Source organism: Alphaproteobacteria bacterium (assembly GCA_019635875.1).
Classification (GTDB): domain Bacteria; phylum Pseudomonadota; class Alphaproteobacteria; order Reyranellales; family Reyranellaceae; genus JAFAZJ01.
The window spans coordinates 204,444-224,548 of the sequence record JAHBYP010000009.1 but is presented as its reverse complement, the minus strand read 5'-3'; the positions used below and the strand labels follow the sequence as shown (position 1 = coordinate 224,548).

General features: G+C 67.1%; 17 protein-coding genes. All 17 read left to right on the top strand.

The genetic code is table 11. The features are described from left to right. The first annotated feature begins 1 nt into the window (after position 1). The 17 genes from KF889_26585 (at position 2) to KF889_26505 (ending at position 20,096) form a co-directional block, all read left to right on the top strand. Positions 2-1,150, top strand: coding sequence for an FAD-dependent oxidoreductase (locus KF889_26585; protein MBX3503029.1), 1,149 nt, complete (start codon positions 2-4; stop codon positions 1,148-1,150). Between the two features lie 13 nt (positions 1,151-1,163). Next, positions 1,164-1,496, top strand: coding sequence for a monooxygenase (locus tag KF889_26580; protein MBX3503028.1), 333 nt, complete (start codon positions 1,164-1,166; stop codon positions 1,494-1,496). Between the two features lie 136 nt (positions 1,497-1,632). Continuing rightward, positions 1,633-2,286 (top strand): hypothetical protein, encoded by a 654-nt coding sequence (locus tag KF889_26575; GenBank protein MBX3503027.1) that lies wholly within the window; start codon positions 1,633-1,635, stop codon positions 2,284-2,286. 195 nt (positions 2,287-2,481) lie between these two features. Continuing rightward, on the top strand, positions 2,482-2,910 hold the full coding sequence (rplK, locus tag KF889_26570) for a 50S ribosomal protein L11 (GenBank protein MBX3503026.1): 429 nt from the start codon (positions 2,482-2,484) through the stop codon (positions 2,908-2,910). 3 nt (positions 2,911-2,913) lie between these two features. Then, entirely contained in the window at positions 2,914-3,606 is a 693-nt protein-coding gene (rplA, locus tag KF889_26565) for a 50S ribosomal protein L1 (protein ID MBX3503025.1), read from the top strand. Between the two features lie 301 nt (positions 3,607-3,907). After that, positions 3,908-4,438, top strand: coding sequence for a 50S ribosomal protein L10 (rplJ, locus tag KF889_26560; protein MBX3503024.1), 531 nt, complete (start codon positions 3,908-3,910; stop codon positions 4,436-4,438). A 51-nt stretch (positions 4,439-4,489) separates the two neighbouring features. Beyond that, on the top strand, positions 4,490-4,864 hold the full coding sequence (gene rplL, locus KF889_26555; protein MBX3503023.1) for a 50S ribosomal protein L7/L12: 375 nt from the start codon (positions 4,490-4,492) through the stop codon (positions 4,862-4,864). A gap of 176 nt (positions 4,865-5,040) precedes the next feature. Then, entirely contained in the window at positions 5,041-9,216 is a 4,176-nt protein-coding gene (gene rpoB / locus KF889_26550) for a DNA-directed RNA polymerase subunit beta (GenBank protein MBX3503022.1), read from the top strand. Positions 9,217-9,292: 76 nt separating this feature from the next. Beyond that, on the top strand, positions 9,293-13,474 hold the full coding sequence (rpoC, locus tag KF889_26545; protein ID MBX3503021.1) for a DNA-directed RNA polymerase subunit beta': 4,182 nt from the start codon (positions 9,293-9,295) through the stop codon (positions 13,472-13,474). A 390-nt stretch (positions 13,475-13,864) separates the two neighbouring features. After that, positions 13,865-14,236 (top strand): 30S ribosomal protein S12, encoded by a 372-nt coding sequence (rpsL, locus tag KF889_26540; protein ID MBX3503020.1) that lies wholly within the window; start codon positions 13,865-13,867, stop codon positions 14,234-14,236. Between the two features lie 14 nt (positions 14,237-14,250). Continuing rightward, positions 14,251-14,721, top strand: a complete 471-nt coding sequence (gene rpsG / locus KF889_26535) for a 30S ribosomal protein S7 (GenBank protein ID MBX3503019.1) — start codon at positions 14,251-14,253, stop codon at positions 14,719-14,721. Positions 14,722-14,753: 32 nt separating this feature from the next. Then, positions 14,754-16,856 (top strand): elongation factor G, encoded by a 2,103-nt coding sequence (gene fusA / locus KF889_26530; GenBank protein MBX3503018.1) that lies wholly within the window; start codon positions 14,754-14,756, stop codon positions 16,854-16,856. A gap of 13 nt (positions 16,857-16,869) precedes the next feature. Continuing rightward, the gene (tuf, locus tag KF889_26525) at positions 16,870-18,060 is read left to right on the top strand and encodes an elongation factor Tu (protein ID MBX3503017.1); all 1,191 of its coding nucleotides are present in this window, start codon (positions 16,870-16,872) and stop codon (positions 18,058-18,060) included. Positions 18,061-18,116: 56 nt separating this feature from the next. After that, entirely contained in the window at positions 18,117-18,434 is a 318-nt protein-coding gene (gene rpsJ / locus KF889_26520; protein ID MBX3503016.1) for a 30S ribosomal protein S10, read from the top strand. A 14-nt stretch (positions 18,435-18,448) separates the two neighbouring features. Then, positions 18,449-19,153, top strand: a complete 705-nt coding sequence (rplC, locus tag KF889_26515) for a 50S ribosomal protein L3 (protein MBX3503015.1) — start codon at positions 18,449-18,451, stop codon at positions 19,151-19,153. 5 nt (positions 19,154-19,158) lie between these two features. Next, entirely contained in the window at positions 19,159-19,779 is a 621-nt protein-coding gene (rplD, locus tag KF889_26510; protein ID MBX3503014.1) for a 50S ribosomal protein L4, read from the top strand. After that, positions 19,776-20,096, top strand: coding sequence for a 50S ribosomal protein L23 (locus KF889_26505; protein ID MBX3503013.1), 321 nt, complete (start codon positions 19,776-19,778; stop codon positions 20,094-20,096). Before rplD ends, KF889_26505 begins: the two co-directional genes overlap by 4 nt. Positions 20,097-20,105 lie beyond the last annotated feature (9 nt).

The window sequence follows — 20,105 nt, the reverse complement described above, 5'->3', positions numbered from 1 at the left end:
GATGACCGGCTCCGCTCCAGCGGCCCACGTGCCGGTCGCGATCATCGGCGGCGGCCTCGCCGGGCTCTACGCCGCGCGGCTGCTGCACGCGGCGGGAGTAGGCTTCCGGATCATCGAGGCGCGCGGCCGGCTGGGCGGGCGCATCCTGTCGGCTGACGCCAGCGGGCGCGCTGGCGCCGACGGCTTCGACCTCGGGCCATCCTGGTTCTGGCCCGATCTGCACCTGGCGATGGCGCGCGTGGTGGCGGAGCTGGGCCTCGCGGCCTTTGCGCAACACGACGAGGGAGACGCGCTGGTCGAGCGCCTGCCGGGCAGGCCACCGCAGCGCTTCGCGGGCTTCCGGCAGGAGCCACGCTCCATGCGACTCGTGGGCGGCACCGGCGCGCTGGTGCACGCCCTGGCGCGTGGCTTGCCCGAGGACCGCATCCAGCTCGGCGCGAGGGTGACGCGCATCTCCCTCGAGGCGGCGCGTGCGGTGCTCGCGATCCGCCGTGACGATGGAGGCGATGAGATTCTGGCCGCCGATCACGTGATCGCGGCGCTGCCGCCGCGGCTGATCGCGGCCACCATCGCCGTCGAGCCCGACGTCGCGCCCGCCATTCGACAGCGCTGGCGCGACACCGCGACATGGATGGCGCCGCACGCGAAGTTCTTCGCGCTCTATGATCGGCCGTTCTGGCGCGAGGCCGGCCTGTCGGGCATGGCGCAAAGCATGGTCGGCCCGCTGGCCGAGATCCACGACGCGACAACCGCGTCGGGCGCCGCGGCGCTGTTCGGTTTCATCGGCGTCGAATTCGAGCGGCGCGCCGCGGCGGGCAGCGCCGTGCTGACGAGGGCCTGCCTCGATCAGCTCGCGCGCCTGTTCGGCGAGACGGCGGGCCGGCCCAGCGCGACCCTGTTGACGGACTGGACGGCCGATCCGCTGACGGCGACCGCGGCTGACCGGCAGGGCGGCGCGCATCCGCTGCCGCAGCACGGCCCCTGGATCACCGGCGCGTGGCGCGCGCGCCTGTCCCTGGCCGGCAGCGAGACCAGCGCGACGGCGCCGGGCTATCTCGCCGGCGCCCTCGACGCAGCGCAGAGGGCGGTCGCGGAAACGCTCGACCGGCTCGATCGCCGTCCGCCCAGGACCATCACAGGACAACGGTGAGGAGGAGACAGGCATGATCACCGAGATCGTCACGTTCAGCATCCCGGAAGGCATGGCGCGCGAGGAGGTCGTGGCCAACTACCGCCGCAGCGCGCCCACCTGGCGCGCCAATCCCGACCTGATCCGCAAGAACTACCTGTTCGACGCCGAGAGCCGTCGCGCCGGCGGCGTCTATCTGTGGCGCAGCATGGACGCGGCGCGGCGCGCGCGCGACGCGGCGTGGCTCGAACGGGTGCGACGTAACTACGGCAGCGAGCCGGTCGTGCAGTACTTCGAAACGCCGCTGATCGCCGACAACGCGCTCGGCGAGACGATCGACGAGGGCGGTCAGGATGCCCCATCATAGCGCCTCGGCTGTCATCCCGCGCGAAGCGAGGGATCCATGCAGCGTTCCTGGATCCCTCGCTTCGCTCGGGGTGACAGGGTGATCGGCCCGCCGTCCCGGCCGAGGGGAAAGTGCGATGGAGAATGACAAGAGCCCGATGGCGCGCTCCGGTCACAAGGTGGCGACCGTTGCGTTCGTCGACCTTGCCGGATTCAGCGCCATTGCCGACGTTCACGGCGATGCGGCCGCGATCGCGGTGCTCGAGATCTTCGAGGACATGGTCCGCGAGGCGCTCAGCCAGTACGAGCCGCCCATCAAATGGATCGGCGACGAGGCCATGCTGGCCTTCCCGGAACCGCAAACCGCCGTCCAGGCGCTGGGCGCGCTGCTGCAGGCTTGCCGCAAGGAACCGCGCCTGCCGCTGACGCGCGCCGGGCTGAACCATGGCCCGGTGATCCGCAGGGGAACCGACCTGTTCGGCTCGACCGTCAACATCGCGGCCCGTCTCGCGGCGCTGGCATCACCGGGTCAGCTGCTTGCCACCGAGCCCGTCGCAGTGGCCGCCGCCGCCAAGGGCGTCCAGACGCGCGATCTTGGCCGGGTGGCGCTGCGCTCGGTGGCGGGCAAGGTCTCGCTTTACGAGATCGAACTGGCGCCGACGCCCGACCCGGCCTGGATCGATCCCGTGTGCAAGATGCACGCACCCTACGCAGCCTACCGACGGGCCGAGGCTGATGGGCCATGGTTCTGCTCGGTGGGGTGCGAGGAGGCCTATCGGCGCTCGCCGCAGACCTATCCGCTGGCTCGATGATCGGCGGTTGCGCGGCCGCGGACGATCCGCTATACACCGCGCTCTCCGAAGGCTGGCGGCTTCCGCTGGCCTTCGGTTTTTGTCTTGGCCGAGGCCGATTTCCCTTGGAAATCAACCGTTTGAGGTCCGGGCAAGTTTCGTGCGGGAGGCTCGCCATGGCCGTACCGCGCGTCCCTTAAACCCAGAGGGCAAGCGATGGCAAAGAAAGTCCAGGCCTACGTCAAGCTGCAGGTGCCGGCTGGCAAGGCCAATCCGTCCCCGCCGATCGGCCCCGCGCTCGGTCAGCAGGGCGCCAACATCATGGAATTCTGCAAGCAGTTCAACGCGCGCACGCAGAAGCTGGAACAGGGCATGCCGATCCCGGTGGTCATCACCGTGTTCCAGGATCGCAGCTTCACCTTCGTCACCAAGACGCCGCCGGTGAGCTACTTCATCAAGAAGGCGATCGGCATCGAGACCGGCGCGAAGACAACCGGCACGCAGACCGTCGGCGAGATCACCCGGGCGCAGATGGAAGCCATCGCCAAGGAGAAGATGCCCGACCTCAACTGCCACTCGATCGACGCCGCGGTGGCGCAGATCGCCGGCTCGGCCCGCTCCATGGGCGTCAAGGTGGTGGAGTAGGCCATGTCGCAGCACGGCAAGCGCTACAAGAAGGCGTCCGAAGGCGTCGACCGCGAGAGGACCTACGCGCTCGACGAGGCGGTCAGGCTGATAAAGGCCGGCGCCAAGGCCAAGTTCGACGAGACGGTCGAGATCTCGATGAACCTCGGCATCGATCCGCGTCACGCCGACCAGATGGTGCGCGGCGTGGTCTCGCTGCCCAACGGCACCGGCAAGTCGGTGCGCGTCGCGGTATTCGCGCGTGGCGCCAAGGCCGATGAGGCCAAGGCGGCCGGGGCCGACATCGTCGGCGCCGAGGACCTCGCCGAGAAGATCACCGGCGGCGAGATGAACTTCGAGCGCTGCATCGCCACGCCCGACATGATGGGCGTCGTCGGCCGCCTCGGAAAGGTGCTGGGCCCGCGCGGCCTGATGCCCAATCCGAAGCTCGGCTCGGTGACCATGGACGTGGCCGGTGCGGTCAAGGCGGCCAAGGCTGGCCAGGTCGAGTTCCGCGCCGAGAAGGCCGGCATCGTGCATGCCGGCGTTGGCAAGGCGAGCTTCAGCGACGCGGCGATCAGCGAGAACGTCAAGGCGTTCGTCGGCGCGATCACCCGCGCCAAGCCGACCGGCGCCAAGGGCACCTTCATCCAGAAGGTGACCATGAGCTCGACCATGGGCCCGGGCGTGAAGCTGGACATCCCCAGCCTCACCTGAGCCGCACAAGAGAATTCCGGCCTCGGATCTCGGTCCGGCGCCGGCTTCAGGGATCGCCCGGTCCGCCGGTCGATCCCGACCTGTCCGAGACTGCAGGTGCCAATCCGGCCCGTCCGGTGCGGCCTAAGGGGGCAACCCGCCGGCATAGACGGGGGTACGGGAATGAGATGGCCGGTTCGCCGGCCGTGGATGACCCGAGCTTCCGGGATGGGAAACCCGGGAAGCGCTTTGTCCTTCGGGACGGGACGCGACCCTCATGCAGTCGATCCGGCGGAAGCCGGGTCATTGCCTGGAGACGATAGTGGACCGCACTGAGAAAACAGAGGCGATCGCGTCGCTCAACAAGGGCTTCGGCACCGTGGACCTGCTGGTGGTGACCCGCCAGTCGGGCCTGACGGTGGCGGAGGTCTCGGCCCTGCGTCAGCAGGTGCGCGAAGCGGGCGCCTCGTACAAGGTTTCGAAGAACCGGCTCACCCGTCTCGCTCTGGAAGGAACGGCGTTCAAGGACATCGGCCCCATGCTCACGGGTCCGACCGCGATCGCCTCGTCCAAGGACCCGGTCGCCGCCGCCAAGGCGGTGGTGACCTTCGCCAAGGGCAACGAGAAGCTGACGATCGTCGGCGGCTCGCTCAAGGGCCAGGTGCTCGACGCCGAAGGCGTCAAGCAGCTCGCCGCGCTGCCCTCGCTCGACGAGCTGCGCGGCAAGATCATCGGACTCATCCAGGCGCCCGCGACCAAGATCGCCGGCGTCCTGCAGGCGCCCGGTGGCCAGCTCGCGCGCGTCTTCAGCGCCTACGGCTCCAAGGACTCTTCCGGTTCGCAGGCGGCGTAAGCCGATCCGTCGACCACACGTAACACTCGGGACATCTGGAGAAACATCATCATGGCCAATCTCGAACAGATCGTTGATCAGCTCTCCTCGCTGTCGGTGCTCGAAGCCGCGCAGCTCAGCAAGATGCTGGAGGAGAAGTGGGGCGTCTCGGCGGCCGCGCCGGTCGCCGTCGCCGCCGTCGCCGGCGCTGCCGCGCCGGCCGCCGCCGAGGTGAAGGACGAGTTCAACGTCGTCCTCGCTGCCGCCGGCGACAAGAAGATCAACGTCATCAAGGTGGTGCGCGAGCTCACCGGCCTGGGCCTGAAGGAGGCCAAGGACCTGGTCGAGGCCGCGCCCAAGGCGGTCAAGGAAGCCGTGCCGAAGGCCGACGCCGAGAAGATGAAGGCGAAGCTCGAGGCCGAGGGCGCCAAGGTCGAGCTGACCTAAGCGTTGGGTTCCGACCGGGGCTTCATCGCCCCGGTCGGGCCGCTTCGTTGAGCCGGCGCGCGCCGCCGGCTCCATCAAGTGGCCCGCTGCAACGAATGGTTCCGACGGCTTCGCGGATCGTCGGAACCGAGACAGCAGATGGGGCGTCCGCCGCCTGAAACCGAAGAGGTTTTCGCATGGCCACGACCTTCAACGCCCGTACCAGGATTCGCCGGCAGTTCGGCCATATCGCCGCCGCCGCTCCGATGCCGAACCTGATCGAGGTGCAGAAGAAGTCGTACGATCAGTTCCTGCAGATGCACACGGCGCCCGCCGCGCGCGTGAACGTCGGCATCCAGGAAGTGTTCCGTTCCGTCTTCCCGATCAAGGACTTCGCCGAGCGCTCCAGCCTGGAGTTCGTGAAGTACGAGTTCGAGGAGCCGAAATACGACGTCGAGGAGTGCCAGCAGCGCGGCATGACCTACGCCGCGCCGCTCAAGGTCACCCTGCAGCTCGTGGTCTGGGACATCGACGAGGAGACCGGCTCGCGCTCGATCCGCGACATCAAGGAGCAGGACGTCTACATGGGCGACATGCCCCTGATGACGAGCAACGGCACCTTCATCGTCAACGGCACCGAGCGCGTGATCGTCTCGCAGATGCATCGCTCGCCGGGCGTCTTCTTCGACCACGACAAGGGCAAGACCCACAGCTCGGGCAAGTACCTGTTCGCCGCGCGCATCATCCCCTACCGCGGCTCTTGGCTCGATTTCGAGTTCGACGCCAAGGACCTGGTGCATGTCCGCATCGACCGCCGCCGCAAGCTGCCGGTGACGACCCTGCTGATGGCGCTCGACAGCGCCGAGACCGAGCGCAAGCGCGTCGATCTCGCCGCCAAGGGCCAGACGCTCGACCCGGTCGAGGCCGTCGGCATCGCGCATGAGGACATCCTCTCGGCGTTCTACGGCTCGACGACCTACGCGCGCGACAAGGAAGGCTGGCGCACCGCGTTCCAGGCCGAGGCGCTGCGCGGTGTGAAACTGACGCACGACCTGATCAACGCCAAGACCGGCAAGGTCGTGGCCGAGGCCGGCGCCAAGATGACGCCGCGCCTGTCGGCTCGCCTGGTCGAGGGCGGCCTGAAGGAAGTGCGCGTGCTGCCCGAGGAACTCGCCGGCAAGTACGCCGCGCGCGACGTGGTCAACGAGAAGACCGGCGAGATCTATATCGAGGCCGGTCACGAGATCACCGAGGCGACGCTGGCGGCGCTCGACGCTGTCAAGATCGACAGCATCGACGTGCTGGCGATCGACCACGTCAACGTCGGCGGCTACCTGCGCAATACGCTGGTCGCCGACAAGAACCAGACGCGCGAGGACGCGCTGATGGAGATCTACCGGGTCATGCGTCCGGGCGAGCCGCCGACGCTGGAGACGGCGGAGACCCTGTTCCGCGGCCTGTTCTTCGACCCCGAGCGCTACGACCTCTCGGCCGTCGGCCGCGTGAAGATGAACATGCGGCTGGGGCTCAAGGGCGTCGACGACCAGATGCGCATCCTGCGCCGCGAGGACATCTTCGCGGTGGTCAAGACCCTGCACGAGCTCAAGGACGGCCGCGGTGAGATCGACGACATCGACCATCTCGGCAACCGCCGGGTGCGCTCGGTCGGCGAGCTGATGGAGAACCAGTACCGCGTCGGCCTCTTGCGCATGGAGCGCGCGATCCGCGAGCGCATGAGCTCGATCGACATCGACACGGTCATGCCGCACGACCTGATCAACGCCAAGCCGGCGGCGGCGGCGGTGCGCGAGTTCTTCGGCTCCTCGCAGCTCTCGCAGTTCATGGACCAGACCAACCCGCTCTCGGAGGTCACGCACAAGCGTCGTCTCTCGGCGCTCGGGCCGGGCGGCCTGACTCGCGAGCGTGCCGGCTTCGAGGTGCGCGACGTGCATCCCACGCACTACGGCCGCATCTGCCCGATCGAAACGCCGGAAGGCCCGAACATCGGCCTGATCAACTCGCTGGCGACCTACGCGCGCGTCAACCAGTACGGCTTCATCGAGAGCCCGTACCGCAAGGTCCATGGCGGCCGGGTCGGCGACGAGGTCGTCTACCTGTCGGCGATGGAGGAGGGGCGCTACACCATCGCCCAGGCCAACGCCGCGCTCGATCCGCGCGGCAAGTTCGCCACCGACCTGGTGAGCTGCCGCAAGGGCGGCGAGTACATCCTGGCGCGGCCGGAGACCATCGACTTCATCGACGTCTCGCCCAAGCAGGTCGTGTCGGTCGCCGCGGCGCTGATCCCGTTCCTCGAGAACGACGACGCCAACCGCGCGCTGATGGGCTCGAACATGCAGCGTCAGGCCGTGCCGCTGCTGCGCTCCGACGCGCCGCTGGTCGGCACCGGCATGGAGGAGGTCGTCGCCCGCGACTCCGGCGTGACCATCGTGGCGCGCCGCTCCGGCTACATCGACCAGGTCGACGCCATGCGCATCGTCGTGCGCGCCACCGAGGACTCCGGTCCGGGCGCGCCCGCCGTCGACATCTACAACCTGCTGAAGTTCCAGCGCTCGAACCAGAGCACCTGCATCACGCAGAAGCCGCTGGTGAAGGTCGGTGACTCGGTGGCCAAGGGCGAGATCATCGCCGACGGGCCCTCGACCCAGAACGGCGAGCTGGCGCTGGGCCGCAACGTGCTCGTCGCCTTCATGCCGTGGAACGGCTACAACTTCGAGGACTCCATCCTCATCTCCGAGCGCATCGTCTCCGACGACGTGTTCACCTCGATCCACATCGAGGAGTTCGAGGTGATGGCCCGCGACACCAAGCTGGGCCAGGAGGAGATCACCCGCGACATCCCGAACGTCGGCGAGGAGGCGCTCAAGAACCTCGACGAGGCGGGCATCGTCTACATCGGCGCCGAGGTCGAGGCCGGCGACATCCTGGTGGGCAAGGTGACGCCGAAGGGCGAATCGCCGATGACCCCCGAGGAGAAGCTGCTGCGCGCCATCTTCGGCGAGAAGGCATCCGACGTGCGCGACACCTCGCTGCGCGTTCCGCCCGGCGTCAACGGCACCATCGTCGAGGTCCGCGTCTTCAACCGCCGCGGCGTCGACAAGGACGAGCGCGCTCTCGCCATCGAGCGCGACGAGATCGAGCGCCTGGCCAAGGACCGCGACGACGAGAAGGCGATCCTCGAGCGCAGCTTCTACAACCAGCTGCAGGAGCTGCTGCTCAACCAGACCATCGCCGGCGGCCTGAAGGGCGCCAAGGCGGGCACCAAGATCAACGAGAAGGTGCTGGGCGAGTTCCCCCCGGCGCAGTGGCGCCAGATCGCCGTCAAGGGCGACAAGCGCATGGAGGAGATCGAGTCGCTGACCAAGCAGTTCGACGACTCGATGAAGCGCCTGCAGGACCGCTTCGAGAACAAGGTCGACAAGCTGCAGCGCGGCGACGAGCTGCCGCCCGGCGTGATGAAGATGGTCAAGGTCTTCGTCGCGGTGAAGCGCAAGCTGCAGCCGGGCGACAAGATGGCCGGCCGTCACGGCAACAAGGGCGTCATCTCCAAGATCATGCCGATCGAGGACATGCCGTACCTGCCCGACGGGCGTCACGTCGACATCGTGCTCAACCCGCTGGGCGTGCCGTCCCGCATGAACGTGGGCCAGATTCTCGAGACCCATCTGGGATGGGCCGCGGCGGGCCTGGGCCACAAGATCGGCGACATTGTCGTCGCCGCCAAGGGCGAGAAGGCGGCCGCCGGCGGCGTGCGCAAGACGCTGCGCGAGGTTTACGGCGAGAAGATCTACAAGAGCGACATCGCCGAGCTCGACGACGAGCAGACGCTGACGCTGGCGGAGAACCTCAAGGGCGGCGTGCCCTTCGCCTCGCCGGTGTTCGACGGCGCCCACGAGGGCGACATCGTCGACATGCTGCGCGAGGCCGGGCTCGACACCTCGGGCCAGGTCACGCTGATCGACGGACGCACCGGCGAGACGTTCCACCGCAAGGTGACCGTCGGCTACATCTACATGCTCAAGCTGCACCATCTCGTGGACGACAAGATCCACGCCCGCTCGATCGGCCCGTACTCGCTGGTCACCCAGCAGCCGCTCGGCGGCAAGGCGCAGTTCGGCGGCCAGCGCTTCGGCGAGATGGAGGTCTGGGCGCTGGAGGCCTACGGTGCGGCCTACACCCTGCAGGAGATGCTGACGGTGAAGTCCGACGACGTCTCCGGCCGTACCAAGGTCTACGAGGCCATCGTGCGCGGCGACGACACGTTCGAGGCGGGCATCCCCGAATCGTTCAACGTGCTCGTCAAGGAGCTGCGCTCGCTCTGCCTCAACGTCGAGCTCGAGCAGAAAGCCGTCTGAGCAAAACGGGGACGGCCGCGAGGCCGTCCCGCCCCCTCACGTCGCGATATCGCGCCCATAACAGGAGCAGCGGACCATGACCGACCTCGTCAACATCCTGGGCCAGCCGCAGGGCACCCAGAGCTTCGACCACATCCGCATCGCCATCGCCTCGCCCGAGCGTATCCGCTCGTGGAGCTTCGGCGAGATCAAGAAGCCGGAGACCATCAACTACCGCACCTTCAAGCCCGAGCGGGACGGCCTGTTCTGCGCCCGCATCTTCGGGCCGATCAAGGACTACGAGTGCCTGTGCGGCAAGTACAAGCGGATGAAGTTCCGCGGCATCATCTGCGAGAAATGCGGCGTCGAGGTCACGCTGACCAAGGTGCGCCGCGAGCGCATGGGCCACATCGAGCTGGCCTCGCCGGTCGCCCACATCTGGTTCATGAAGTCGCTGCCCAGCCGCATCGGCCTGCTGCTCGACATGACGCTGAAGGATCTCGAGCGTATCCTGTACTTCGAGAACTACGTCGTCATCGAGCCCGGCCTGACGCCGCTGAAGTACCGTGAGCTGCTGTCCGAGGAAGGCCACATCCGCGCCGAGGACGAGTACGGCGAGGGCAGCTTCACCGCCAAGATCGGCGCCGAGGCGATCAAGGACATGCTGGTCGCCATCGACCTGCAGAAGGAGCGCGAGACGCTGCGCGTCGACCTGCGCGAGACCTCCTCGGAGGCCAAGCGCAAGAAGCTCGTGAAGCGCCTGAAGATGATCGAGGCCTTCATCGACTCGGGTGCGCGTCCGGAGTGGATGATCCTCGACGTCGTGCCGGTGATCCCGCCCGAGCTGCGTCCGCTGGTGCCGCTCGACGGCGGCCGCTTCGCCACGTCGGACCTCAACGACCTCTATCGCCGCGTCATCAACCGCAACAACCGCCTGAAGCGGCTGATCGAGCTGCGCGCGCCCGATATCATCGTGCGCAACGAGAAGCGCATGCTGCAGGAGGCGGTCGACGCGCTGTTCGACAACGGCCGCCGCGGCCGCGTCATCACTGGCGCCAACAAGCGTCCGCTGAAGTCGCTCAGCGACATGCTGAAGGGCAAGCAGGGCCGCTTCCGCCAGAACCTGCTCGGCAAGCGCGTCGACTACTCGGGCCGTTCGGTGATCGTCGTCGGTCCCGAGCTCAAGCTGCACCAGTGCGGCCTGCCCAAGAAGATGGCGCTCGAGCTGTTCAAGCCGTTCATCTATTCGCGCCTGCAGAACTACGCCATGGCCAACACCATCAAGGCGGCCAAGCGCATGGTGGAGAAGGAGCGGCCGGAGGTCTGGGACATCCTCGAGGAGGTGATCCGCGAGCATCCCGTGATGCTCAACCGCGCGCCGACCCTGCATCGGCTGGGCATCCAGGCCTTTGAGCCGGTGCTGGTCGAGGGCAAGGCGATCCAGCTGCATCCGCTGGTCTGCACTGCCTTCAACGCCGACTTCGACGGCGACCAGATGGCGGTGCACGTGCCGCTGTCGCTGGAGGCCCAGCTCGAGGCACGCGTGCTGATGATGTCGACCAACAACATCCTCAGTCCCGCCAACGGCAAGCCGATCATCGTGCCGTCGCAGGACATCGTGCTCGGCATCTACTACATCACCATGGAGCGCGAGGGCGAGCCGGGCGAGGGCATGGTCTTCGGCGACATGGGCGAGATCCAGCACGGGCTCGACTCGCGGATCGTCACCCTGCACAGCCGCATCAAGGCGCGCCTGCACACGGTCGACGAGACCGGCGCCGAGGTGGTCAAGGTGGTCGAGACCACGCCGGGCCGCATGCTCTTGTCGGAGATCCTGCCGCAGAGCAAGGACGTGCCGTTCTCCCTGATCAACCGCGTGCTGACCAAGAAGGACATCCAGAACGTCATCGACGTGGTCTACCGCCACTGCGGCCAGAAGGAGACGGTGATCTTCGCCGACCGCCTGATGGCGCTGGGCTTCGGCCACGCCTGCCGCGCCGGCATCTCGTTCGGCAAGGACGACCTCGTCATCCCGGCTTCCAAGGAGAAGCTGGTCGCGCAGACCCAGAAGGAGGTCAAGGAGTACGAGCAGCAGTACCAGGACGGCCTGATCACCTCGGGCGAGAAGTACAACAAGGTGGTCGACGCCTGGTCGCGCTGCTCCGAGAAGGTCGCCGACGAGATGATGAAGGGCATCTCGACGCCGAAGAAGGGCGATCCGATCAACTCGGTGTTCATGATGGCCCACTCGGGCGCGCGCGGCTCGGCGGCGCAGATGAAGCAGCTCGCCGGCATGCGCGGCCTGATGGCCAAGCCGTCGGGCGAGATCATCGAGACGCCGATCATCTCGAACTTCAAGGAAGGCCTATCGGTGCTGGAGTACTTCAACTCCACCCACGGCGCGCGCAAGGGCCTGGCCGACACGGCGCTCAAGACGGCGAACTCGGGCTACCTGACCCGCCGCCTGGTCGACGTGGCGCAGGACTGCATCATCACCGAGAACGACTGCGGCACAAAGGACGGCCTGACCATGCGCGCCGTCGTCGACGGCAGCGACATCATCGAGCCGCTGGGCGAGCGCATCCTGGGCCGCTCGGCGCTCGAGGACATCGTCGATCCGCTGAACGGCAACGTGCTGGTGAAGGCCGGCACGCTGATCGGCGAGGAGGATATCGACGCCATCGAGCGGGCCGGCATCGAGGAGGTGAAGATTCGCTCGGCGCTGACCTGCGACACCCGCTGGGGCATCTGCGGCACATGCTACGGCCGCGATCTCGCGCGCGGCACGCCGGTGAACATCGGCGAGGCGGTCGGCGTCATCGCCGCGCAGTCGATCGGCGAGCCGGGCACGCAGCTCACCATGCGCACCTTCCACATCGGCGGTGCCGCGCAGCGCGGCGCCGAGCAGTCGAACGTCGAGGCTTCCCACGAGGGTCGCGTCTCGGTGCGCAACCGAAACGTCGTCACCAACGGCGAGGGCGTGCTCATCGTCATGGGCCGCAACACCGAGCTTGTGGTGATCGACGCCAACGAGCGCGAGCGCGCCCGTTTCCGCGTGCCCTATGGCGCGCGCCTGCTGGTCGACAACGACACGCCGGTCGTCAAGGGCCAGAAGCTGGCCGAGTGGGATCCGTACACCCTGCCGGTGATCACCGAGAAGGCGGGCACGGCGAGCTACGTCGATCTCGTCGAGGGCACCTCGATGCGCGAGGTGATCGACGAAGCCACCGGCATCTCCAACCGCGTCGTCGTCGACTGGAAGCAGCAGGCGCGCGGCGGCGAGCTGCGGCCGCGCATCGCCATCCTCGACGGCCAGGGCAAGCCGATCATCCTCGCCAACGGCCAGGAGGCCCGCTACTTCCTCGCGGTCGACTCGGTCCTGTCGGTCGAGAACGGCCAGACCGTGAACGCCGGCGATGTCCTCGCCCGCATTCCGCGCGAAGGCAGCAAGACACGCGACATCACCGGCGGTCTGCCGCGCGTCGCCGAGCTGTTCGAGGCCCGTCGTCCCAAGGACTTCGCCATCATCAGCGACGGCGCCGGCCGTATCGAGTTCGGCAAGGACTACAAGAACAAGCGTCGTCTGCTGGTGATCCCGCCGGACGGCCAGGGCGAGCAGGTCGAGTACCTGATCCCCAAGGGCAAGCGCATCGCGGTCCAGGAAGGCGACTGGATCGAGAAGGGCGATCTGCTGATCGACGGCAATCCGGTGCCGCACGACATCCTGCGCGTCATGGGCATCGAGGCGCTCGCCACCTATCTGGTGAACGAGATCCAGGAGGTCTACCGACTGCAGGGCGTGAAGATCAACGACAAGCACATCGAGGTCATCTGCCGCCAGATGCTGCAGAAGGTCGAGATCGTCGATCCGGGCGAGTCGACGTTCCTGATCGGCGAGCAGGTCGACAAGCTGGAGTTCGAGGAGATCAACGCCAAGCTGGCGACCGAGAACCTCAAGCCGGCGCGCGGCGAGCCCGTGCTTCTGGGCATCACCAAGGCCAGCCTGCAGACCAAGTCGTTCATCTCCGCGGCCTCCTTCCAGGAGACCACGCGCGTGCTCACCGAGGCGGCTGTGTCGGGCAAGATCGACACGCTGCTGGGCCTCAAGGAGAACGTCATCGTCGGCCGCCTGATCCCGGCCGGCACCGGGGGCGTGATGAATCGCCTCAAGGAGCTGGCGGCCAAGCGCGACCGCGAGATGCTGGCCTCGCAGCCCATGGAGGAGGTCGGTCAGCCGGACGAGCAGGCCCTGCGCGAGCAGGCGCCGGCGGCCGAATAGCCAGCGCTGCTGACCGGAGTTACATTAGTCGGGGCGCCCCCAACGGGGCGCCCCAATATTTTGCGGCGACAGCATCCGGCGCAATGAAGTTGCGCGCTTCATTGGTTGCGTCAAAGCTAGGAAAAATCTTGAGAAATCGCCGCTGCGCGCTTGACGGGGTCCTGACTCGCTCATATAACCCGCGCGCTTTCCCGGGAGGACTGGTGGTAGGGCGCGCCCTAGACGCAGTCTGAGCGGGAGAACCGTTACATCGTCGTTCGGGCCACTCTGGCAGGCCTCCCACCCGAAATCGGGCAAAGCCAGCGCATGTTGGCGTTTTGCCTTTTTGCGTTTCCAGGGGTGTCCGGACGTTGGTGGCGACAGTCAGGTGATCGGCGAGGACCCGAGCGAATGCCCACCATCAACCAGTTGATCCGCAAGCCGCGTGTGGCACCGACATATCGCAACACGGTGCCGGCGATGCAGAACTGCCCGCAGAAGCGCGGCGTCTGCACGCGCGTCTATACCACGACGCCGAAGAAGCCGAACTCCGCGCTGCGCAAGGTCGCCAAGGTGCGCCTGACCAACGGGTATGAGGTGGTGAGCTACATCCCCGGCGAGGGTCACAACCTGCAGGAGCATTCGGTCGTCATGATCCGCGGCGGTCGCGTCAAGGACCTGCCGGGCGTGCGTTACCACATCCTGCGCGGCGTGCTCGACACCCAGGGCGTCAAGGATCGCAAGCAGCGCCGGTCGAAGTACGGCGCCAAGCGGCCGAAGTAAGGGAAGGCTCTACCATGTCGCGTCGTCATCGCGCCGAGAAACGAGAGATCCTCCCCGACGCCAAGTTCGGCGATCTCGTCGTCTCCAAGTTCATGAACACCCTGATGTTCCAGGGCAAGAAGTCGGTCGCCGAGACCATTGTCTACGGCGCCATGGACATCATCGGCGACAAGACCCGGCAGGATCCGCTGCCGGTGTTCCACGAGGCCATCGACAACGTGAAGCCGGCCGTCGAGGTTCGCTCGCGCCGCGTCGGCGGCGCCACCTACCAGGTCCCCGTCGAGGTGCGTCCCGAGCGGCGCCAGGCGCTGGCCATCCGCTGGCTGATCCAGGCGGCGCGCGACCGCTCGGAGCACAGCATGACGGAGAAGCTGTCCGGCGAGCTGCTCGACGCCGCCAACCGCCGCGGCGCCGCGGTCAAGAAGCGTGAAGACACGCACCGCATGGCCGACGCCAACAAGGCGTTCGCCCACTACCGCTGGTAGACCGACGCACCCCCGAGCGAAAGCCCACCCCCATGGCCCGAACTACCCCCATCGAGCGTTACCGTAACATCGGTATCATGGCTCATATCGACGCCGGCAAGACGACCACGACCGAGCGCGTCCTCTACTACACGGGCAAGAGCTACAAGATCGGCGAAGTGCACGACGGCGCCGCCACCATGGATTTCATGGAGCAGGAGCAGGAGCGCGGCATCACCATCACGTCGGCGGCGACGACCTGCTTCTGGAAGACCGAGGCCGGGCCGTTCAAGAACGAGCAGCACCGCGTCAACATCATCGACACACCCGGCCACGTCGACTTCACCATCGAGGTCGAGCGTTCGCTGCGCGTGCTCGACGGCGCCGTCTGCGTCTTCGACTCGGTGGCCGGCGTCGAGCCGCAATCCGAGACCGTGTGGCGCCAGGCCGACAAGTACGGCGTGCCGCGCATCTGCTTCGTGAACAAGATGGACCGCGTCGGCGCCAATTACTGGCGCACCATCGACATGATCGTCGACCGGCTGGGCTCCAAGCCGCTGGTCACCCAGCTGCCGATCGGCTCCGAGGGCGGCTTCAAGGGCATCGTCGATCTGGTCGCGAACAGGGCGATCGTCTGGCTCGAGGAGACGCTGGGCGCCAAGTTCGAGATCACCGATATTCCGGACGACCTCAAGGAGCAGGCGACAGAGTACCGCGCCAAGCTCATCGAGATGGCCGTCGAGCAGGACGACGAGGCGCTCGAGAAGTATCTCGGCGGCGAGGAGCCAGACTACGATACGCTGATCCGGTGCATCCGCAAGGGCACGATCTCCTACGCCTTCGTGCCGACGCTGTGCGGCTCGGCGTTCAAGAACAAGGGCGTGCAGCCCATGCTCGACGCGGTGGTCAACTACCTGCCGGCGCCGAACGATCGTCCGAGCGTCGACGGCAGCAACGTCAAGACCGGCGCGCCGGACACACGCCGGACCGTGGACGAGGCGCCGTTTTCCGGCCTGGCGTTCAAGATCATAACCGACCCGCATGTCGGGTCGCTGACCTTCCTGCGAGTCTACTCAGGCGTGCTGCAGAAGAGCTCGGGCGTGCTCAACAGCACCAAGGACCGTTCCGAGCGTGTCGGCCGCATGCTGCTGATGCATGCCAACAACCGCGAGGACATCGAGGAGGCCCGCGCCGGCGACATCGTCGCGCTGACCGGCCTGAAGTCGGTGACCACCGGCGACACGCTGTGCGATCCGAAGAATCCGATCATCCTCGAGAAGATGGACTTCCCGGACCCGGTCATCGAGCTCGCCATCGAGCCGAAGACCAAGGGCGACCAGGAGAAGCTGTCGCAGGCGCTGGGCAAGCTGGTGCAGGAGGATCCGACCTTCCGCGTCCAGACTGACCCAGAGAGCGGCCAGACCATCATCAAGGGCATGGGCGAGCTCCATCTCGAGATCAAGGTCGACATCCTCAAGCGCACCTACAAGGTCGAGGCCAATGTCGGCGCGCCGCAGGTCGCCTATCGCGAGACGCTGGGCCGCCGCGTCGAGCACGACTACACGCACAAGAAGCAGACCGGCGGTTCGGGCCAGTTCGCCCGCATCAAGCTGGTGTTCGAGCCGGGCGAGCCGGGTTCGGGCTACAGCTTCGAGAGCGCCATCGTCGGTGGCTCGGTGCCCAAGGAGTATGTGCCGGGCGTCGAGAAGGGGCTGGAGTCCTCGCGCGAGTCCGGCGTGCTGGCCGGCTTCCCGGTGATCGACTTCAACGTGAAGCTGGTCGACGGCGCCTACCACGACGTCGACTCCAGCGTGCTGGCCTTCGAGATCGCCGCGCGCGCCGCCTTCAAGGAGGCGCTACAGAAGGCGCAGTGCAAGCTGCTCGAGCCGATCATGAAGGTCGAGGTCGTGACGCCCGAGGACTACATGGGCGACTGCATCGGCGACCTGAACAGCCGACGCGGCATGATCCAGGGCATGGAAGCCCGCGGCAACGCCCAGGTGATCAACGCCATGGTGCCGCTGGCCAACATGTTCGGCTACGTCAACACGCTGCGCTCCATGACCCAGGGCCGCGCGTCCTACTCGATGGTCTTCGATCACTACGCGCCTGTGCCCCAGGCCGTGGCCGACGAAGTCGTCGCCAAACTCGCCTGATGAGGGAAGCACCATGACGAAGAGCAAGTTCGAGCGGACGAAGCCGCACTGCAACATCGGGACGATCGGGCACGTGGATCACGGCAAGACGTCGCTGACGGCGGCGATCACGAAGATCCTGGCGAAGACGGGGGGCGCGACGTACACGGCGTACGACCAGATCGACAAGGCGCCGGAGGAGCGCGAGCGGGGCATCACGATTTCGACGGCGCATGTCGAGTACGAGACGCAGAACCGGCACTACGCGCATGTCGACTGCCCGGGTCACGCGGACTACGTGAAGAACATGATCACGGGCGCGGCGCAGATGGACGGTGCGATCCTGGTGGTGTCGGCGGCGGACGGTCCGATGCCGCAGACGCGCGAGCACATCCTGCTGGCGCGGCAGGTGGGTGTGCCGGCGCTGGTGGTGTACATGAACAAGGTCGACATGGTGGACGACCCGGAGCTGTTGGAGCTGGTGGAGCTCGAGGTGCGCGAGCTGCTGAAGAGCTACCAGTTCCCGGGCGACGATCTGCCGGTGGTGAAGGGCTCGGCGCTGATGGCGCTGGAGGACAAGCAGCCTGAGATCGGCGAGCAGTCGGTGCTGAAGCTGATGGAGGAGGTCGACCGTTACATTCCGCAGCCGATGCGCGACAAGGACAAGCCGTTCCTGATGCCGATCGAGGACGTGTTCTCGATCTCGGGCCGCGGCACGGTGGTGACGGGCCGCGTGGAGCGGGGCGTGATCAAGGTGGGCGAGGAGGTCGAGATCGTCGGCCTGAAGGAGACGTCGAAGACGGTGGTGACGGGCGTGGAGATGTTCCGCAAGCTCTTGGACCAGGGCGAGGCGGGCGACAACATCGGCGCGCTGCTGCGCGGCGTGGGCCGCGAGGACGTCGAGCGCGGCCAGGTCCTGGCCAAGCCGGGGTCGATCACGCCGCACACCAACTTCGAGGCCGAGGCCTACATTCTGACGAAGGAGGAGGGCGGCCGGCACACGCCGTTCTTCACCAACTACCGGCCGCAGTTCTACTTCCGCACGACCGACGTGACGGGGGTGGTGACCCTGCCGGAGGGCACCGAGATGGTGATGCCGGGCGACAACGCGCGCATGGTGGTCGAGCTGATCCAGCCGATCGCCATGGACGAGGGTCTGCGCTTCGCCATCCGCGAGGGCGGCCGCACCGTCGGCGCCGGCGTCGTCACCAAGGTCGTGAAGTAAGAGGAACAAGGCGCCGGCGCGGGCAACCGCGCCGCACCTGTTTGGGAGCAGCGGATATGGCTGATAGCACGAACATCCGGATCAGGCTCAAAGCCTTCGATCATCGCGTTCTCGACCAGTCGACGAACGAGATCGTGAGCACGGCGAAGCGGACCGGTGCGCGCGTGCGGGGGCCGATCCCGCTGCCGACGCGGATCGAGAAGTTCACGGTCAACCGCTCGCCGCACATCGACAAGAAGTCGCGCGAGCAGTTCGAGATGCGCACGCACAAGCGCGTGCTCGACATCGTCGACCCGACGCCGCAGACGGTGGACGCGCTGATGAAGCTCGACCTCGCCGCCGGCGTCGACGTCGAGATCAAGCTCGGCCAGTAAGAAGGAACGGGGCGATGCGTACCGGATTGGTCGCACAGAAGCTGGGCATGACCCGCGTCTTCAATGACGCCGGCGAGCATGTGCCCGTTACCGTGCTGAAGCTGGACAACGTCCAGGTCGTGGCCGTGCGCACCGAGGAGAAGGACGGCTACAACGCTGTCCAGCTCGGCATCGGCACCGCCAAGGTCAAGAACGTCACCAAGCCGCAGCGCGGCCACTTCGCCAAGGCGAAGGTCGAGCCCAAGCGCAAGCTGGTCGAGTTCCGCGTCGACAAGGACGGCCTGCTGCCGGTCGGCGCCGAGATGTCGGCCGCGCACTTCGTCGCCGGCCAGATCGTCGACGTCACCGGCACGACCATCGGCAAGGGCTTCGCCGGTGCCATGAAGCGCTGGAACTTCGGCGGCCTCGAGGCCTCGCACGGCGTGTCGATCTCGCATCGCAGCCACGGCTCGACCGGCAACCGCCAGGATCCCGGCCGCACCTTCCCGAACAAGAAGATGGCCGGCCATCTCGGTTCGGAGCGGGTCACCACGCAAAACGTCAAGGTCGTGTCGACCGACGAGGCCAAGGGCCTGATCCTGATCCAGGGCGCGGTGCCCGGCCACAACGGTGCCTGGGTGCTGGTGCGCGACGCCGCCAAGCGCAAGGCGCCCAAGGACCTGCCGTTTCCCGGCGCCGTGAAGGCCGCCGCGGCCGCGGCCGAAGAGAACAAGGGCTGATTGCCATGAAGCTCAACGTCAAGACGCTGGACGGCGCCGAGGCCGGCGAGATCGATCTCGCCGACGCCATCTTCGGCCTGCCGGTGCGTGCCGACATCCTGCAGCGCTGCGTCGTGTGGCAGCTCGCCAAGCGCCGCGCCGGCACGCACAAGACCAAGATCCGCTCCGAGGTCAAGGCGACCTCGAAGAAGGTGTGGGCCCAGAAGGGCACCGGTCGCGCCCGCCACGGCAACGAGGCGGCGCCGCAGTTCCGCGGCGGCGGCAAGGCCTTCGGCCCGGTCAATCGCAGCCACGAGATCGACCTGCCCAAGAAGGTGCGCAAGCTGGCCCTGAAGACCGCGCTGTCGGCCAAGGCGGCCGAGGGCAAGCTGGTTGTGCTCGAGAGCACCACGGTTGCCGAGCCCAAGACCGGCAAGCTGGCGGCCACGCTGAAGGGGTTGGGCATCAGGAACGCCCTGTTCATCGATGGCCCGACGATCGGCGAGAACTTCGCCCGCGCCGCGCGCAACATCCCGCTGGTCGACGTGCTGCCGCAGCAGGGTGCCAACGTCTACGACATCCTGCGTCGCGACACCCTGGTGCTGACGCGCGATGCCGTGAAGCATCTCGAGGAGCGCCTGCAATGAGTGCCGCAAAGAAGCCGGCCGTCATGTCGCGCGCGCGCATGTACGAGGTCATCCGCGCGCCGCTGGTGACCGAGAAGTCGACGCACCAGAGCGAGCACAGCCAGATCTCCTTCAAGGTCTCGCTGGACGCCACCAAGCCCGAGATCAAGCAGGCCATCGAAGGTCTGTTCAATGTCAAGGTCAAGGCGGTCAACACGCTGCGCGTCGAGGGCAAGAACAAGGTGTTCCGCGGCGTGCGCGGTCGCCGCAGCGACTGGAAGAAGGCGATCGTCTCGCTCGTCGACGGCGAGAAGATCGACCTGACGACGGGCCTGTGAGCGGGGAGC

Coding starts and splice junctions, on each gene's coding strand:
- rpsJ (MBX3503016.1), top strand. CDS start 18,117: ATGGCTGATAGCACGAACATCCGGATCAGGCTCAAAGCCTTCGATCAT.
- rpoC (MBX3503021.1), top strand. CDS start 9,293: ATGACCGACCTCGTCAACATCCTGGGCCAGCCGCAGGGCACCCAGAGC.
- KF889_26505 (MBX3503013.1), top strand. CDS start 19,776: ATGAGTGCCGCAAAGAAGCCGGCCGTCATGTCGCGCGCGCGCATGTAC.
- rpoB (MBX3503022.1), top strand. CDS start 5,041: ATGGCCACGACCTTCAACGCCCGTACCAGGATTCGCCGGCAGTTCGGC.
- rplC (MBX3503015.1), top strand. CDS start 18,449: ATGCGTACCGGATTGGTCGCACAGAAGCTGGGCATGACCCGCGTCTTC.
- KF889_26585 (MBX3503029.1), top strand. CDS start 2: ATGACCGGCTCCGCTCCAGCGGCCCACGTGCCGGTCGCGATCATCGGC.
- rplK (MBX3503026.1), top strand. CDS start 2,482: ATGGCAAAGAAAGTCCAGGCCTACGTCAAGCTGCAGGTGCCGGCTGGC.
- KF889_26580 (MBX3503028.1), top strand. CDS start 1,164: ATGATCACCGAGATCGTCACGTTCAGCATCCCGGAAGGCATGGCGCGC.
- tuf (MBX3503017.1), top strand. CDS start 16,870: ATGACGAAGAGCAAGTTCGAGCGGACGAAGCCGCACTGCAACATCGGG.
- rpsL (MBX3503020.1), top strand. CDS start 13,865: ATGCCCACCATCAACCAGTTGATCCGCAAGCCGCGTGTGGCACCGACA.
- fusA (MBX3503018.1), top strand. CDS start 14,754: ATGGCCCGAACTACCCCCATCGAGCGTTACCGTAACATCGGTATCATG.
- rplA (MBX3503025.1), top strand. CDS start 2,914: ATGTCGCAGCACGGCAAGCGCTACAAGAAGGCGTCCGAAGGCGTCGAC.
- rplL (MBX3503023.1), top strand. CDS start 4,490: ATGGCCAATCTCGAACAGATCGTTGATCAGCTCTCCTCGCTGTCGGTG.
- KF889_26575 (MBX3503027.1), top strand. CDS start 1,633: ATGGCGCGCTCCGGTCACAAGGTGGCGACCGTTGCGTTCGTCGACCTT.
- rplD (MBX3503014.1), top strand. CDS start 19,159: ATGAAGCTCAACGTCAAGACGCTGGACGGCGCCGAGGCCGGCGAGATC.
- rpsG (MBX3503019.1), top strand. CDS start 14,251: ATGTCGCGTCGTCATCGCGCCGAGAAACGAGAGATCCTCCCCGACGCC.